The 16,892-nt window shown below is 73.4% G+C and carries 11 protein-coding genes; 5 read left to right on the top strand and 6 right to left on the bottom strand.

The annotated features are described in order from the left end of the window. Nucleotides 1-150 precede the first annotated feature (150 nt). Together eccCa (AB0G63_RS10095) and AB0G63_RS10090 are read right to left on the bottom strand one after the other, a co-directional pair. On the bottom strand, nucleotides 151-3,480 hold the full coding sequence (eccCa, locus tag AB0G63_RS10095) for a type VII secretion protein EccCa (protein WP_360747158.1): 3,330 nt from the start codon (nucleotides 3,478-3,480) through the stop codon (nucleotides 151-153). 13 nt (nucleotides 3,481-3,493) lie between these two features. Further along, on the bottom strand, nucleotides 3,494-3,853 hold the full coding sequence (locus AB0G63_RS10090) for a hypothetical protein (protein ID WP_360747155.1): 360 nt from the start codon (nucleotides 3,851-3,853) through the stop codon (nucleotides 3,494-3,496). 385 nt (nucleotides 3,854-4,238) lie between these two features. On the opposite strand from AB0G63_RS10090, the gene AB0G63_RS10085 reads away from it, so the two are divergent. Further along, nucleotides 4,239-4,553: a hypothetical protein gene (locus tag AB0G63_RS10085; protein WP_360747152.1), complete on the top strand. Its 315-nt coding sequence runs from the start codon at nucleotides 4,239-4,241 to the stop codon at nucleotides 4,551-4,553. Between the two features lie 40 nt (nucleotides 4,554-4,593). Here AB0G63_RS10085 and eccD (AB0G63_RS10080) read toward each other — a convergent pair whose 3' ends face one another. After that, the gene (gene eccD, locus AB0G63_RS10080) at nucleotides 4,594-5,946 is read right to left on the bottom strand and encodes a type VII secretion integral membrane protein EccD (protein WP_360747149.1); all 1,353 of its coding nucleotides are present in this window, start codon (nucleotides 5,944-5,946) and stop codon (nucleotides 4,594-4,596) included. Nucleotides 5,947-6,054: 108 nt separating this feature from the next. Then, nucleotides 6,055-6,300, bottom strand: coding sequence for a hypothetical protein (locus AB0G63_RS10075; RefSeq protein WP_360747146.1), 246 nt, complete (start codon nucleotides 6,298-6,300; stop codon nucleotides 6,055-6,057). 767 nt (nucleotides 6,301-7,067) lie between these two features. Between AB0G63_RS10075 and AB0G63_RS10070 the strand changes: the two genes are divergently transcribed. After that, on the top strand, nucleotides 7,068-7,619 hold the full coding sequence (locus AB0G63_RS10070; RefSeq protein WP_360747143.1) for a hypothetical protein: 552 nt from the start codon (nucleotides 7,068-7,070) through the stop codon (nucleotides 7,617-7,619). Between the two features lie 107 nt (nucleotides 7,620-7,726). Here AB0G63_RS10070 and AB0G63_RS10065 read toward each other — a convergent pair whose 3' ends face one another. Both AB0G63_RS10065 and AB0G63_RS10060 read right to left on the bottom strand, forming a co-directional pair. Continuing rightward, nucleotides 7,727-9,112, bottom strand: coding sequence for a ricin-type beta-trefoil lectin domain protein (locus AB0G63_RS10065; RefSeq protein ID WP_360747140.1), 1,386 nt, complete (start codon nucleotides 9,110-9,112; stop codon nucleotides 7,727-7,729). Between the two features lie 152 nt (nucleotides 9,113-9,264). After that, the gene (locus AB0G63_RS10060) at nucleotides 9,265-9,891 is read right to left on the bottom strand and encodes a response regulator transcription factor (protein WP_360747137.1); all 627 of its coding nucleotides are present in this window, start codon (nucleotides 9,889-9,891) and stop codon (nucleotides 9,265-9,267) included. 314 nt (nucleotides 9,892-10,205) lie between these two features. On the opposite strand from AB0G63_RS10060, the gene eccCa (AB0G63_RS10055) reads away from it, so the two are divergent. The 3 genes from eccCa (AB0G63_RS10055) to eccB are packed head-to-tail and all read left to right on the top strand — an operon-like array spanning nucleotide 10,206 to nucleotide 16,890. Further along, entirely contained in the window at nucleotides 10,206-14,192 is a 3,987-nt protein-coding gene (eccCa, locus tag AB0G63_RS10055; RefSeq protein ID WP_360747134.1) for a type VII secretion protein EccCa, read from the top strand. Continuing rightward, nucleotides 14,189-15,586, top strand: coding sequence for a type VII secretion integral membrane protein EccD (eccD, locus tag AB0G63_RS10050; protein ID WP_360747131.1), 1,398 nt, complete (start codon nucleotides 14,189-14,191; stop codon nucleotides 15,584-15,586). The genes eccCa (AB0G63_RS10055) and eccD (AB0G63_RS10050) overlap by 4 nt, the downstream gene beginning before the upstream one ends. Before the next feature lie 11 nt (nucleotides 15,587-15,597). Further along, nucleotides 15,598-16,890: a type VII secretion protein EccB gene (gene eccB / locus AB0G63_RS10045; RefSeq protein ID WP_360747128.1), complete on the top strand. Its 1,293-nt coding sequence runs from the start codon at nucleotides 15,598-15,600 to the stop codon at nucleotides 16,888-16,890. Nucleotides 16,891-16,892 lie beyond the last annotated feature (2 nt).

Genomic DNA, 16,892 nt, shown 5'->3' with positions numbered 1-16,892 from the left:
CGGATCGGGCGTCGCGGACGGCTCGTGCGGCGGCGAGCGCCTCCGTGTCGGGCGCTGGGCCGACGGCAGCCGCCGCGGCAGCCCGCACCGCCGCGGCGCGCTCGGCCGCCTGCGCGGCCTCGACCGCGGCAGCCAGCTCGGCGGGGGTGATCAGCTCGGCAGCACCCGCACCGGCGGGGCGGTCGCCCCGGTCCACCGGGCCGCGGACTCCGCGATCGCGCTCTGCTGCGCGGCGCCGAGTCCCTCCGTGGTCTGCGCCCCGTCGAGCCGGGGCAACGCGATGTGCGTCAGGTCGCCGGGGGGTGCGATGCCGCGCCCGGGAACAGTGTCGACCAGCAGCTTGGCGGCCTTGCGGTTGACTGCGGACTCGCCGGTGTCGTTGAGCCGCAGCTCCAGCCGGCCGCCGATGGCGTCACGCAGGTTCGTGCGTATCTCCATCCAGCGGTTGGCGGTGATCAGCAGATGGACTCCCACGCCGAGGCCGCGCGTGGCGATGTCGAGCACCTGGCTCTCGGCCTCGTCCACGGCCGCGCGCAGCGCCGCCCAGTTGTCGATGACCAGCACGATGTCGGCCGCGTTCTGCCCGTCGGGGAGGCCGCCTCGGGTCCTCAGCCGGCGGAAGTCCGCGGCGGAGTCGATCCCGAGCCGTTCGAAGAGCCGCTCGCGGTCGATGACGGTCTGCCGTACGGCGGCGAGCACCCGGCGCACTTCGGCTTCGTCGTGCCGGGAGGCCACGCCGGAGACGTGCGGCGCCTGCTCGAAGGGACCCAGCGAGCCGCCGCCGAAGTCCGCGCAGAGGAAATGGAGTTCAGCGGGCGTGTGGGTGAGCATCGCGCTGAGCAGGATGGTCCGCAGCGCCATGGACTTGCCGGTCTGCGGCGCGCCGACGATGGCGACATGGCCGTACGCCCCGTCGAGGTCGACCTGCAGGGCGCGCTGCGCCTGCAGCAGCGGCAGGTCCACCACCCCCAGGGGAAAGACGAGCCGGCCGAGGGGGATGTTGCCCTTCACGGCCTGGAAGCCCCGGTCGGGGTCTTCGCCGACCGGGCCCAGCAGCGAGTCGAGGCCGATGTGCGGTGGCAGCGGGGGCAGCCACACCTGGTGCACCGGGCGGCCGTACAGCCGCAGCCGCTCCGCCACGACCTGCATCTCGGTGCGTGCCCCCACGACCGGCAGCGGCGCCGGAGCCGGCGCCGGTTCCTCCCCCGGGTCCCCGGTGCGGGCCTGCTCCGCGGTGCGCAGCCCGTACGGCACCGGCTCCGGCGGGGGGCCGGTACGGGCCGGCTCGGCGCCGTCCGCCCGGTGGACGCCCGAGACATGGGCGACCCGGAACCGCTCGTGGACCGACTCGTCGACCTTGAGGTACGCCGAGCCGGGGATCGGCGGCAGCTTGTAGGCGTCGGCCGTGCCGATGACCGCCTCGGACTCGGCGGCGGAGAAGGTCCGCAGGCAGATCCGGTAGGACAGGTGGGACTCCAGGCCGCGCAGCCGGCCCTCGTCCAGCCGCTGGGTGGCGAGCAGCAGGTGCATGCCCAGCGACCGGCCGACCCGGCCGATCTGGACGAACAGCTCGATGAAGTCCGAGCGCCGGGAGAGGAGTTCCCCGAACTCGTCGACCACGATCATCAGGTACGGCATTGGCTCCAGTGGCCTGCCGTGGACATCGGTGCCGCCTTGGGCCTGGAGCAGTTGGTACTGGCGGACGGAGTCGACGTTGCCGGCGTCGCGCAGCATCCGCCGACGGCGCTGCTGTTCGCCGATGAGCGCGGCACGCATCCGGTCGACCAGGGCGAGGTCGTCGGCGAGGTTGGTGATCAGACCGGCCACATGCGGGAGTTCGGTGACCCCGGCGAAGGTGGCGCCGCCCTTGAAGTCGACCAGGACGAAGCTGAGGTGTTCCGGCGAGTGGGTCATGGCCAGGCCGGTGACCAGGGTGCGCAGCAGTTCGCTCTTGCCGGAGCCGGTGGCGCCCACGACCAGCCCGTGCGGGCCGATGCCGCCCTGCGCGGACTCCTTGAGGTCGAGCACCAGGTCCTCGCCGGTGCCGGTCACCCCGATCGGGATCCTCAGCAGCCTCTCGTCGTCGGGGGCGCGCCACAAAGCGGTGGGGTCGAGCCGGGCGAGGTCCCCGACGCCCAGCATCCGCGGCAGCGACACGGTACGGGAGAGCACCTGGTCGCGCTCGCCGGACAGCCGCAACGGGGCCAGGGCGCGCGCGACCGCTTCGTACAGCGCGGGCTCGGCCTCGTCGGCGACGGCGTCCTGGACCGGGTTGAACAGGCTCGGGTCCCGGCTCTCCAGGGTCAGGTCCCCCGTGTCCTCCAGGCGGGCGCGGACATCGACCCGGCCGGGCTCCTCGTTCTCCTTGCGCACCAGACAGACCACATGGATGCCGCTGCCCGGGCCGGCCTCGGCCAGCAGCTCGGCGAGCAGGGGCGTACGGGCCCAGGCGGCGTCGGGGCGATAGCCGTCGATGACCACGACGCAGCGGCGGCCCGGGGCGGCCTTGTCGCGCGCCGAGGACAAGAGGGTGGCGCGCTCGGTGCGCTCGGCCCGGGCCCGTGCCAGCCGTCGTTCGATGACGTCGGCGATGCCGTCGAGACGGCGGGCGACGGTCGGCACGATGCCGGCGGCGACGCCCCCGGCGGCGGTCTCATGGGTGTGCGGCAGCCATTTGGTCCAGTCCCAGGGCGAGCCGTCCTCCTGCTGGCTCTCCCGGTCCGGGTCCTGCGCGGCGAGGACGACCAGTTGGACGTCGTCCGGGGCGTGCAGCACGGCGAGCTGGAGCAGCAGCGCCGCGGCGGTGACCCGGGTGCGCTCGGCAGGGCCCAGAAGACTGACGACGCCGCTGCCGGCCAGGTCGATCCAGGCGGGCTGCAGCCCGACCGTCGCGTAGTCGCGGGCCGGCTTCTCCGAGGCGCGCTGGGACAGCGGCTCGTACTGGGCGGTCGGGTCGGACTTGTCGCTCTGCGTGAGCTGCAACCTCACTGCGCCACGGCCGAGTCCGAGCCGCACCTTCAGGAAGTCGGCGTCGGTGGGGCGGCGTTCCCAGACCCGGCGGCGGCCGACGGCGATGGCCCACAGCCGGTGCGGGCTGGGGTGCAGGAAGGCCCCGACCGCGCGCTGGGCCGCCGCCGAGGCGCGGGCCTGGGCGCGAATGCCCGAGAGGTACTCGACATCGCGGTCCCGCTGGCGCAGCAGCTGCCGCCGGGTGGCGGAGCGGGACTGCCGGCGGACATGGAGCGTGACGGCGACGGACAGCACCACGAAGGACACGCCCATCATGATCATCCACGGTCGGCCGAAGGTGACCAGGTACGCGGCCATGCTCACGCTGCTGAGCAGCGGCACCAGAACGACCAGCCAGTTCGCTGCCTGGCTGGTGTGCGGTTTCTGGGGCGGGGCGGCCAGCGAGATCCTGTTCTCCGGCAACGACGGCGGGAAGGTCCGGGCGGGACGGTGGAAGGCGATGCGCGTCATGTCGTGCTGTCCCTCACCAGTCCGCGGTGATGGCTGTGAGATCGACGAGACACACGTTCGTCCGATCCCGCGGCAACGAGTCGGGGGTGCTGCCGCCGGAGGAGTTCAGGCCCGGGAGGAACTTCTGGAACATCTCGGCGTTCTTGGTGCCGAACAGCCCGCGCATGGTCGACGTCCACTGGTTGTTCATCCTGTCCATTTCCTCCTGGGTGCGGCCGGCCCAGCCGAGCGCGAGGCCCGCGGGCGTGTTGTTGATCGCGGTGATGGTGTCCGCGACCTCTTTCGCGTGCGTCAGCAGCTTCCTGGCGCTGTCGGAGAGCCCCGTGGGGTCGATGGAGAGGGAGGAGAGGTCGTGGTCGGCGAGGCCAGGCATGCGGGACTCCGCGGTCGGGGTGTGCGGCTCCGCCGGGCGGAGACCACGCAACGTCAGGTCATGTTGTGGCAGTTGGCGGTTTCCATGGCGTGGTAGTTGTCGTACGCCACCCGCAGCCGACGTGCGACCTCCTCCAGCAGGTCGTGCAGATCGCTCCGTGCGCGCGCGAACCACTACTGCACCTCTTCGAGGCTCACGGAGGAGGGGGTCTGCCATTCGGCGCCGACCGTCTCGAACTCGGCGGCGATACGGCTCATGACCGACGCGACATGGCCCGACTGCCCCCTGACCGTCCCACCGGCTTCCCAAGGTGCCGCGTGCGGTCCCGGTGAGGTGCACCCCGGCCCGCTCGGCGTCGTGCACCGCGCAGCCGCGTACCTGCGCCGTGCTGTCCCGGGCCGGCTCCAGCCGCCCGCCGGACAGTTCGCAGCGCTCCGGCTCCAGCGAACCGCCGCTGACCGGCACCACGGGTTCGGCCCTGTCCTCGCCCTCGAGCTTCAGCTCACGCGAGCTGACACGGCCCGCCGAGACGCTGACGGCCTGGCCGTGCGCCGCGGTGATCCGTACGGTCCCCGGGCCCTTCTCGGCCACCACGGTGATGTCGCGGTCCAGGACCAGGGACTCCGTACAGGTGCCGGGCTGGATGGAGACCACCGCGCCGTCGGCCGCCGCGCGGACCGCCGCTCCGATGGTCCGGTGAGTCCCCCAGCCGCGGGAGGCGACGCGCTGCAGTGCCGTCGTCACATCGACTCACCCAGCTTCATCAGGGTGTCGAACACCCCGAAGAAACCGACGGCCAGCAGCACGGCCGCGAGGGCCAGCGTCGAGGACAGCCCGCCGGTCCAGGCGGGCCGCTCACCGATCGGCTCGCCCTCGGGGAAGGACCGGATCAGGCCGGTGCCGAGCATCACCGCGCCCGCCAGCAGACCGGCCAGCGGCCCCGCCCAGTCTGGCGCGCCGAGTTCGCCGGGGACGCTGACGGCGACGGCCAGCAGGCCCGTCGTACCGGCCACGACCGCCGGCAGCACCGCCGCGGTGATCTTCAGCTCGCCCGCGCGCAGCAGCAGTGCACCGCTCACGCACACCACCAGGACCACGCCGCGGGCATTCTCGGAGGTGACCAGTGGCACCAGAGCGGCGATCAGTGCGGCGCAGAGCAGTTGGGCCAGCCCGGCCAGCACCCGGCGGCCCCTGCGGACCAGCTCCGGGACGGCCTCGCCGGTCGCGGTGTCCTCGCCGGGGGAGGCGGACAGTGCGACGAGGTGTCCGGCGACCACCGGGGCCACGCTCAGCGAGCCCATCGCCAGCACCGCGACCACAGCCGCGCTCTCGGTACCGTCGGCGCCGAAGCCGGCCAGCAGACCCGCGACGGGCAGCACCACGGCGGTGACCACCAGCGGGGTCAGGGTGAGCACATGGTTGACGGCCAGCCGGGCCGCGAGGGCGCCCGCCAGCGCGCCGGCGGCCCCCGCGACGACCGTCCTGGGGGTGGAGTCCAGCGCGGAGGGGAGCAGGAGCGCACTGACCGCGAGGAGCGGTACGGCCGACAGCGCCATTCCCAGCCGTACCGGCAGGGCCAGCGGCCAGCCGCGCCGGGTGGCGTGCCCGGCGAGCAGTGCCAGGGCGAACCCCGCCGCTGTCGCCGCCGCCCCGGCGAGCGGGAAACGGGGGCTGTCCACGGACAGTGCCACGAACCGGGCGAGGGCGCCGGCCATCCCGCCCAGGCCGAGGAAGAGCAGGGTCAGCGCGCGGTGCCGGGTGTTCCAGCGCAGCCCCTCCTCGTCGGCCTCCTGGACCAGTTCGTCGAGGTCGGTGATGAGGGGCTCGTCGAACTCACCCGCTGCCACGTCCCGCAGGTACAGCGTGGCGCCGTCCGTGACGCCGGACTCCGTCAGGGAGGCGCCTGGGGAGAACGGCTTGGCGCCGGGCAGGGCGAGGGACCAGACCGCCGGGAAGGTCTCGTCCTCTTCCTCCTGGCCGGTGAGCCGCAGCAGAGTCGGGGTGTACTCGGCGATGGCGGCCCGGGCGGGTATCGCCAGGTCGACCCGCCGCCGGGCACCCACCACCGTGATCCGGCACCGTTCGTCGTCCACTTGTACTGTCCTCGGAAGTGTGGGGTGTGGGGTGTGGGGTGTGGGAAGGGCAGGGTGAGGACGGGCCTCGGTCGGTGGGGGGCCGTGCGGACCTGTCTGCCGATCACGTCAGTCCACCCAGTTGCCGTTGTTCCAGGTCTGGATGTTGGACAGCTCGGCGTCCGCGCTGTTCTGGCAACTGATGTTCAGCGCCCGGGCGATCTCGCCTAGGACGCCCACCTGCGGGTCGAACAGGCCCATGGCGGCCTGGTCCCACTCGGCCTGCCGCTCCTGGTAGTAGCCCGCGGCCTGGCTCCGGATCCAGGAGTCGGCGAGCGGGGTGAGCCGTCGCTTCAGCTCGTTGAGCCGGTACACGGACCCAATGACTCCTCAGAGCACCGCTCGCGCGAAGAAAAGGCCAGGTTGACGGTCGATGGAATTCGCTGTTCGTTCCTCAACACTGACCCGGTCGACTCGACGACGTCGGACACGAGGCATCTCCAACCGTTATCGGCTTTCGGCATCCCGCTCCGCGACAGTACGTCCGCCGACCGCCGGGGGATTGTCCGTCCGTGCACGACAACTTGCCTGTCAGTGCACAGCGTTCAGCGCACGGCAGGAACTGTTCGGCACCTCTGGGACCCGGGCCCGCACCCGCTTCCGGCCGCAACTCGCCGAGACGGTGGACGACCATAGACGAACAAGGACAGATAAGGCCCAATTTTGCCCGACCGGACATCACTTACTGCCCGGAGGTCACCCGCGGCGAAGCGTTCAGGCCCGGCGTGGCCGACTTCCGACCAAAGGCCCCCTGCGGCAATTCGTGCAGAGTTCGCGTACGGCCCGTCCGGGAATCACCAAAAGGCGACCAGCGTCAATAAGTACGGAAACAAAGCCTGTTGTGGAGTGCGCAACCATGTACGCAGAGTCATGACTCAGGCGAAGGTCCGCTGACTTGCCGTCACGACAGTTCTGGCGACCCGTACCCCCGAAACGATTCACGGCAGTGGGCGAACCCACCCGTAAGGAGCCCAGAGCACCAGGAATTCCGGGCTCCGCCGCGAGCTTCGCGTCAAGCTCCCGGCAGCCCGGGGGCCGCGACACACCCAGCGTGCTGTCACGGGTGCTCATGTCCGGGCTGGTTGATCGTGGTCCTGGGCGCCGGCGTCTTCGGCGTGGGCAGACTGATCGACTACCAGCGCGACCGCAAGCAGGCGGCCGAGCGGGCCGCGGCCGCGGAGAAGCCGCCGCATCCCAGCCCCAGGGCGACGACACCGGGAGGGGGCGCGAACAGCGGAGCACCCCTCCGCTGTCCGGCTCCGGCGGGGGGCGGCGGCCCGGTGCGGTACGAGCCACCGTCGTACACCCCGCACATGGGTGCGACGAGCCCGGTCGCCTCGCCCTCCGCCGTGTCCGGCGGCAAGGGCGCTTCGGCGTCCCCCTCGGGCAGACGGCCCCGGCAGAAGCAGGAGTCCCACCATGACGAGCCCGCTGGGCGCACACCGCCCGGACATGCAGCAGTTCCTCCGGCAGGCCCAGGCGATGCAGCGCAATCCGGACTGGGGCTCGCGGCCATCCGAGAAGCCACCCAGTCGGCCCAGGAGCCGGCCCAGCAGAAAGCGCTGCCGGCCATCGCGCACCCCTTCGGCGCGTCGATCACGGAGAACCTGCGCGGGGTGACGGACGGCGGCTGAACCGGATGGAGGGCGTCTGAACAGGGCGGATGCCCGTCAGGCGCCCTACTGGGCGCACAGGTGAGCAGCGGGTACGCCCTCGCCGAGGAGGTGCCGCGGCGGCCGGCTCAGCCCAGGCGCCACTTCTGGTTGGACGTGCCGGCGCAGTCCCACAACTGGAGCCGGGTGCCGTTGGCGGTGCCGGAGTCCTTGGCGTCGACGCACTTGCCGATCTGGGTGTTGACCAGGTCGTGGGCGCTGTTGAGGCGGAAGCGCTGGGCCCAGCCGCCGTTGCAGGTGGCCAGTTGGATGACCGCGCCGTCGGCCTGCGAGGCGTTGGCGATGTCCAGGCACCGTCCCATGGATCGCACGCTGCCGTCGGACTTGAAGACCCACTGCTGCCAGGCATGGCCGTCGCATCCCCACAGCCGCAGCGGGGAGCCGTCCACGCCCGCGTGGGCGCTCACCTCGATGCACTTCGAGGACCCGTAGCCGACGATCGCGTCACCGGCCACGGAGGTCGTGGTGGTCTGCTCCGAGTTCCCGCCCGTCGACTTCCCGCCCGTCGACTTCCCGCCCGTCGACTTCTCGCCCGTCGACGTGCCGCCGCTCTCGGCGGCTGCGGCCGCGGTGGCCGGGGCGCCGGCCGCCGGGTGCTGGTGACCCGGGTCCGCCTTGGGGGACCCACTTCCGGCGGCGTGGACGTCCTCGGTGCGGTGGGTTCCCGTCCCCTTCTCGTCGTGCCCCCGACGGCCCTTGGCCGAGGCCGACGGGGACCCGCTCGGTCCCGGCGCTCCGTCCGTGGCGAGACGGGGGACGGCGCCGTCACCGACGGACGCGGCGCGCGGCTCGGAGTGGCTGTCGCCGGGCACTGCCAGGAACGCGACGGCGCCGAGGCCGAGGCCCAGCAGAACGCAGGCGGCGACCGTGGCCCCGACGATCCGCGCGCCGCGCTCCGGCTCGGCTTCCCGGGAGCCCTCTCCGTCCCGCGGACCGGGCGCCTGCGCTCTGGTCGCCGACGGCCGGAACAGCCCTCCGGGCAGGCCGCCCGCCGTTCCGGACCCGTCAGCGCCGTCCGGCGTGCGGGCGGACGGGTCCTCGGGCGCGGGCGGGGATGTAAGTGCGGGTGCGGGTGTGGTGTCGGATGCGGGTGTGGTGTCGGGCGCCGGTGACGGGGCGGGTGCCTCATCATCGTGCGACGCCGACGCCGCTGCCGACGCCCGTTCCGGTTCCGGCGTCCGTGACGATTCCGGGCCGGTCTCGCTCGCGCCGTCGGGTGCAGGCCCGCCCTCGCTGTCAGGCGTGCCCCCCGCGTGCGGAGCGAGTTCGGGGTCCGGCCCTTCGGGAGCGGGGCCCAATCCGGTTCGTACGCCGGGTGCAGGGTCGCCGTCGGCGTCGGCCTCCGGGCTGGTCGCGGCCCCGGCCCGGGTGCCGGTCTCCTCCAGCCACGGCAGCGGCCGTTCCCAGACGGCTGACTCCCCGGGGGACTCCGGAAGCCCCGTTGCGCGCTCCATGTCTGCCTGCCCGTCTCCGCGTGATGGTCCGTCGGCGAGCGACCCTAGAGCCCGGGGCGGCTGCGGGGCGGTCGGGCGCGGGTTGTTCTGCCCGGCAGGGCGGACATTCCTTCCCTTGGGTACCGGGTTCACCGGGGTGCGCCCTGGGGGAACTACAGCGTTCCGGAGCGCAGGGCGAAGGCGACCGCGTGGGTGCGGTTGCGCAGGCCGAGCCGCGTCATCATGACGCTGACGATGCTCTTGATGGTGCGCTCGGAATAGTTCAGTTTCTGGGCGATCTCCCTGGTCTCGAAGCCCTCGGCCAGCAGCCGCAGCACGTCGACCTCGCGGGCCTCCAGACCGGACGCGGTCAGTCCCAGCGGGCCCAGCACGTCACGCTGGACCGCGCGGATGTGGTCGACGAGGCGGCCCTGCACGGGGAACGGCAGGGCGGCACCGCCGTCGGCCACGGCCCGCACGGCCTCGACGATCTTGTCGTAGGTGCTTTCCTGACGCCACATCACCCCGCGCAGGCCGAGGTGCACGGCCCGGATCAGGTGGGCCTCCCCGATGTGCCCGGTGACCAGGACCACCCCCATGCCGGGGTTGGCCGAGTTGGCGGACATGGACTCCATGAGCAGCATGGTCTCCTCGACGACGTCCGGCGTGATCATGAGCACGACGTCCGCGTGGTGATGCTCCTCCTTGGGCAGTACGTGCAGCCCCGGGTACCTGCGCAGGCACCAGACGGCTCCCTCTCCGGTGATCGGGTCACCGGCGAGCACGGCGATCGAGATCATCCCCAACGTCCTTAGCTTTCCTTCCGGGTGCGGGCCGTCGCCCCCGTGAGCCGGGCGTGGGCGCCATCCGGCGGAGGAGACGGTGGACGAGGATCTTCACCGGGGTGTCTTGGTGCCGACTTGGCGTGCACTTGCAACGGCGCCCGTCCGGCCAGGTTTCGTTGTCCGCCGGGACAGACATCCGCCGTACGGCCCGGGCTCCGGGCGGCCGGCTGCCTAGGCTCGCCGCGCAGTTCCAGCCTTCGGAGAGCAGGGAAGAGAGCACGTTGAGCACCGTCATCGCGAAGCGCCCACCGCGTACCGACGGTCCCCCGATGCCCGAGGGACAGGTCGAACTGGCCGAGCCCCCGGTCCTCGGCGAACCGGCCACCGCCGACTTCGGATCCGTGCTGACGTACCTGCCGATGGGCCTGGGCGCCGGGGCCATGGTGCTGATGTACTCGGTCGGCAGCGGCGGCGCGTCCATGTACATGATGACCGGGATGATGGGCGTCGCCATGATCAGCATGACGCTGACCCAGATCGGCCGGCCCGGCGCCGAACGGCGGCGCCGGATGCGCGCCGAACGCCGCGACTACCTGCGCTACCTCGGCCAGAAGCGCGCTCAGGCCCGGCAGGCCGCCGACGCGCAGCGGGCCGCGCTGCTGTGGGACAACCCGGCCCCCGCCGACCTGTGGGCGCTCGCGACCGGTCCCCGGCTGTGGGAACGCAGGCCCGGGCACGACGACTTCGCCCGCGTCCGCTTCGGCCTGGCAACCCGTCGCGCCGCGCTGGAGTTCCTCCCGCCGCAGACCAAACCGGTGGAGGACCTGGAACCGCTGTGCGCGGTGTCGCTGCGCCGGTTCACCAAGGCCCACCAGACGGTGCCCCTGCTGCCCGTGCCGGTGGCGCTGCGGCGCTTCACCAGCGTCGAGTTCACCGGCGAGACCGAGGACGCGCTGGCCCTGGCGCGGGCGGTGCTCGGGCAGCTGGCGGTCTTCCATTCCCCGGACGAACTGCGCGTCGCGGTGCTCGGCGACGAGGCCGCGCGCCTCGAATGGGACTGGCTCAAGTGGCTGCCGCACAACGCCCATCCCACGCAGGAGGACTCCGCAGGTCCGGTCCGCCTCGCCGCCGGCGACCACGACGAGCTGCTCGACCTGCTGGGACCGGACGTCCGCGACCGCCCCGACCACGACGCCGCCTCCTCGCCCAGCGTGGCCGAGCCGTTCACGGTGATCGTCGCCCAGGGCGTACGGCTGCCGGAGACCTCGCGGCTGCTGGGGGCCGGAATACGCGGCGTGGTGCTTCTCGACCTCACCGGCACGGTGCCCGGCGGCCCCAAGGTGCTGCGGCTGGTCGTCCGCGGCGGCGCGGTCGACTTCCCCAACGGTGACGAGAACGTCAGCGGCCACGCCGACGTACTCGACCGCGTCGAGGCCGAGACGCTGGCCCGCGTCCTCGCCCCGATGCGCACCGGCGGCGGCGTCGACCTGGTGGACCGCCCCCTGGAATCCGACTTCGACCTGGCCACCATGCTCGGCATCCGCGACGTACGGGCCTTCGAGGTACCGGCCAAGTGGCGCCCGCGCCAGGCCCTGGAGGCCCGGCTGAAGGTGCCCGTCGGCGTCACCGAGGACGGCGACGTCGTCGAACTCGACCTCAAGGAGTCCGCCCAGGGCGGCATGGGCCCGCACGGTCTGCTGATCGGCGCCACCGGCTCCGGCAAGAGCGAACTGCTGCGCACCCTCGTGACGGGTCTGGCCGCGACCCATTCCTCCGAGATCCTGAACCTGGTCCTGGTCGACTTCAAGGGCGGCGCCACCTTCCTCAACATGGAGCGGCTGCCGCACACCTCGGCCGTCATCACCAACCTCGCCGACGAGCTGCACCTCGTCGACCGGATGCGGGACTCCATCAACGGCGAGATGATCCGCCGTCAGGAGCTGCTGCGCGAGGCCGGTCACGCCTCGCTGTACGAGTACGAGAAGGCCCGCGCGGCCGGGGCGGACGGCCTGGCACCGCTTCCCTCGCTGCTGATCATCGTGGATGAGTTCTCCGAACTGCTCGCCAGCAAACCGGAGTTCGTGGAGCTGTTCGTCTCCATCGGCCGGCTCGGGCGCAGCCTGGGCGTTCATCTGCTGCTGGCCTCCCAGCGGCTGGACGAGTCCCGCATCCACCGGGTCGAGGGCCATCTGTCGTACCGCATCGCGCTGCGCACCTTCTCCTCGATGGAGTCGCGCAGCGTGATCGGCACCTCCAGTGCCTACGAGCTGCCCTCCGCCCCCGGCAACGGCTACCTCAAGGTCGACACCACCAACCTGGTCCGGTTCAAGGCCGCGTACGTCTCCGGCCCCGCGCCCGCCGCGCCGGGCCCGGAGGAGACCGGGCACGGCGAGGGCGCGGTGCGTGAGGTGACCGCCTTCGGCCTGGCCCGGCAGGGCCCGCCGGTTCCGGCCGCGGCGGAGGAAGCGGCCGCCCGCCTGGTCTCGTCGGCCGAGGAGGCTCTGCGCGACCGGGGCGCCGGTGCCGGACGGCCCGACGAGGACGGCGGCGAGAACGCCGAGGACAGCCTGCTGGAGGTCTTCGTCGGACGGCTGGAGGACAGCGGGCCGCCCGCCCGGCAGGTCTGGCTGTCCCCGTTGTCCGAGTCGCCGGGCCTGGACCAGTTGCTGCCCGCCATCGTGCCGGACCCGGACCGCGGCATGGGCGCCGCCGACCGCCAGGTCCAGGGCGCGCTGCGCGTCCCGCTGGGTCTGGTGGACCGCCCGTTCGAGCAGCTGCGGGAACTGCTGGTCGCCGACCTGTCGGGGGCGGACGGCCACATCGGTCTGGTGGGCGCGCCGCAGACCGGCAAGTCGACCCTGCTGCGCACCCTGCTGCTGTCGCTGGCGCTGACCCACACGCCCCGCGAGGTGCAGTTCTACTGCCTCGACTTCGGCGGCGGCGGTCTGGTCTCCACCGCGGGGCTGCCGCACGTCGGTTCGGTGGCCACCCGGCTGGAACGCGACCGGGTGCAGCGCACCGTCGAGGAACTGAGCCAACTCCTGGAACAGCGGGAGCAGTCGTTCACGTCCAGGGGGCTCGAGTCGATGGCCGCCTACCGGGCGCTGTGCGCGGACGGCACGATCGACGACCCGTTCGGCGATGTCTTCCTGGTCGTCGACGGCTGGGCGACGCTCCGCCAGGACTTCGACGACCTGGAGCAGCGGATCATGGAACTCGCCGCCCGGGGGCTGTCGTTCGGTCTGCACGTGGTCGCCTCCGCGGTCCGCTGGTCGGAAGTGCGGCCCAGGCTGCGGGACATGCTCGGCACCAAGCTGGAACTCCGGCTCGGCGACTCGATGGAGTCCGAGGTCGGCTCCCGCGCGGCGGCCGGTGTCCCGCACCGGCCGGGCCGCGGTCTGACCGGGTCCGGCCACCACTTCCTGTCCGCGCTGCCCCGGCTCGACAGTTCCTCACGCACCGACGACCTGACGGCCGCCACCAAGGCGGCGGTCGCCGAGATCGACTCGTTCTGGACCGGCCCGCGGGCACCCGGCGTGCGCCTGTTGCCGGCCCGGCTGGACGCGCGCCGGCTGCCGGCCCCGACGGGCGACCGCGACCTGCGGTTCTGCCTCGGCTGGGACGAGCAGCGGCTCTCCCCCGTCTGGCACGACTTCGGCGCCACCCCGCACCTGCTGGTCTTCGGTGACGGCGAGACGGGCAAGACCAACGCCCTGAGGCTGGCCATCCGTGCCATCACCGCCCGCTACCGTCCGCAGGAGGCCAAGATCCTGCTGGCCGACCCCGGCCGCGGACTCCTCAAGGACGTGCCGGAGGAGTACCGGGTCGGTTACGTGGTCGACAACGACGCGCTGGGCAGACTCGCCGACAGCGCCGCGGTCTCCGTGGCCAAGCGGCAGCCCGGTCCCGACGTCACCCCGGAGCTCCTGGAGAAGCGGGACTGGTGGACCGGTCCGCTGCTGTTCGTCCTCGTCGACGACTACGACCTCTTCACCGGCGCGCCCGGCACGCCGTCCCCGATGACGCCGCTGGTGCCGCTGCTCGCGCAGGGCGCCCACATCGGACTGCACCTGGTGGTCGCCCGCTCCACGTCCGGCGCCATGCGCTCCGTCATGGACCCGCTGATCCGCCGCATGTGGGAACTGGGCAACCCGGCGCTGCTCTTCTCCTACCCCAAGGAGGAGGGCAAGTTCATCGGCGAGGCCAAGCCCCGCACCCTGCCGGCCGGCCGGGCCCAGCTGGTGACCCGGCGCACCGTCACGCTCGTCCAGACCGGCCTGGTGCCGGCGGCTTCCACCCCCACAGGAACACGATGACCAACACCGCACCTCCGCCCCTCCGGGCCACCGAGGTCTGCCGCTTCACCGTCGAGGCGCCCGACGGCCGCGCCGACCTGGCCGCCCCGGTCACCACGACGGTCTCCGGCCTGCTGCCGGTCCTGCTGCGCCACGTCACCGCCCGCCCCGGCACGCAGGACGGCCCCTGGGTGCTGCAACGGCTCGGCGAGGAACCCCTCGATCCCGGGGCGACCGTCGAGAGCGCCGGGCTCCGCGACGGCGACGTCCTGCAGCTGCGGCCGGCCGACGCGGCGCTGCCCGCCCTGCACTTCGACGACATCGCCGACGGGGTCGCGCACGCCGCCGCCGGCGCGCCCGGCCGGTGGCGCCCCCGGCTCACCCGCAACCTCGCCCTCGCCCTGTCCTGCCTGGCCCTGGCCGCGCTCGCCGCAGCGACGCTCGGCGCGGGCCCCGGGCCCCGCACGGCGGCCGTCTGCGCGGGGATCGCCCTGCTGCTGGCCGTCGGCTGCGCCGCGGCGGCCCGTACGGGCGCCGACCCGGGCAGCGGCCTGGTGGCCGGGGCCGGCGCGTTCGGCTTCGCCGCGCTGGCCGGGGCGGCCCTGCGCGAGAGCCCGTCCGGTGCCTTCGCCCCCGGTCCGACCGGGGTGTTCATGGGCGCCGCGCTCGTGGTCGCGCTGGCCGGCGTACTGCTCGCGCTGAACGCGCTTCCCCTCGTGGTGCCCGGTACCGTCCTGCTCACGGCGGTCGCCGCCGCGGCGGGCGCCGGGCTCACCGAGGGGGCCGGACTTGGCGCCGTCCAGGCCGCCTCGGTGGTCGCGGTGGCCCTGTTCGTGCTGGGGCACCTCGCCCCCCGGCTGGCCCTGCGCACGGCCCGGCTCCGGGTGCCCCGGCTGCCGCACGACGCCGAGGAACTCCAGTCGGACATCGAACCCGAGCCCGGCGAGACGGTGAACCGCCGGGTCACCGTCGCCACCGCCTGCCTCGACGTGATCGGCGTCTCCTCCGCGCTGGTCTGGGCGGTCGCCCTCTGGCTGCTCGTCGACCGTGAGCGCGGCTGGACCGGGTGGCTGCTGCCGCTCTCGCTCAGCCTGGCCGTCCTGCTCCGCGCGCGCGGCGCCAACGGCACCCTGCACCGGGTCCCCGCCGTGCTGGCGGGCGCCTGGGGCCTGGCGCTCGTGCTCGTCGTCCGCGTCGCGTCCGCCGGCCCCGCGGGCCGGGCCGCCGCGCTCGCGGTGCTCCTGGCGGCCGTGGCGGCACTGCTCGTCGGCGCCTGGCGACTGCCGCGCGCCCGGCTGCTGCCGGTGTGGGGGCACCTCGGCGACCTGCTGGAGATCGTCACGGCGATCGCCCTGCTGCCGCTGCTGCTCCAGGTGCTGCACGCGTACGCGTACTTCCGCGGCCTGGCGGGCTAGGAGCGCCGGGCATGCAGACGCGACGTGATCATGTGCAGGCGTACCAGTTCGCCATGGGCCGCCTCGCCTCGGCCCTGGTCAGCGGGGATCCCGGCCGGGGCGACAGCCCGACCAGGCGGTCCACTCTCGGCACGGTCTTCGGGGCGGGCCTGGTGCTGCTGCTGTGCGCCGGGTTCGGGGTGTACGGGCTGATCTCACCCGTCGCCCGGGACGACTGGCGCAAGGACGGAGCCGTGGTCCTGGAGGAGGACACCGGCAACCGCTACGTCTATGCGAACGGCGCACTCCGCCCCGTCCGCAACTACGCCTCCGCGCTGCTCATCGCGGGCGGGCGGACCGCGCCCGAGACGGTCTCCGCCAAGTCTCTCGCCGGGGTCCGGCACGGCGGCCCGGTGGGCATCGAGGACGCTCCGGACACCGTCCCCGAGGCGTCCGCGCTGGCCTCCGGCTCCTGGGCGCGCTGCCTGCCGGGACGGGGGGCGGCCCACAAGGGGCAGACCCTGGTCTTCGGCGGCTCCGCAGCCGCGCTCACCGCACTGCCCGACGACCGGCAGGTGCTGCTCGGCGGACCGAAGGGCGCCCGGTACGTGCTCCTGCGGGGGGTCAAGTACCCGGTCCCCGGCGACTCCTCGCTGGTCGCCCTCGGACTGGACGACCAGCCGGCGCTGCCCGCCACCGCCGACTGGCTGGCCTCCGTCCCCACCGGCGCGGCGCTCGCCCCCGCCGTACCCGCCGGTGCCGGAAAGGCGGCCGGCAAGGTCGCCGGACAGACCGCCGAGGTCGGCGACGTCTTCCGCGCCGGCACGGGCGTCGTCCAGCACTACTACCTGATGCGCTCCGACGGGCTGGAACTCGTCGACGCCACCGAGTTCGCCCTGCTCGCCGCGCGCCCCGGCGCGCACGCGCCGCGGCAGGTCGGGCAGGCGGACATCGCGGCCGTCCCGGTCTCGGCGGTCCATGACACGGCCGGCCGGGTGCCAGACCTGTCGGGTGTCCGCGCCCTGGACGGCGGCACCGTCTGCCTCACGCCGCTGCCGGGCGGCCGGGCCCGGATCACCGTGGGCACGGTCGACGACAGGGGGATCGTGCTGCCGCCGGGGGGCGGGGTGCTGGCCGTGCCGGAGGGCGGCGGGAGCCAGTACCTGGTCACCGAACAGGGCCTGAAGTACCGGATCGCCGACGACGACGCCGCGCGGGCCCTCGGGTTCGGCGACCGCGGGCGTCGGCTCACCCTGCCCGCCAGCGTCCTCGCCCTGATCCCGGACGGTCCGGTGCTCAGCCGTGCCGCCGCGGCGAAGGGCTGAGC

It is taken from the genome of Streptomyces sp. NPDC020996 (assembly GCF_040641355.1).
Classification (GTDB): Bacteria; Actinomycetota; Actinomycetes; order Streptomycetales; family Streptomycetaceae; genus Streptomyces.
This window is presented reverse-complemented; position numbering and strand designations above follow the sequence as displayed.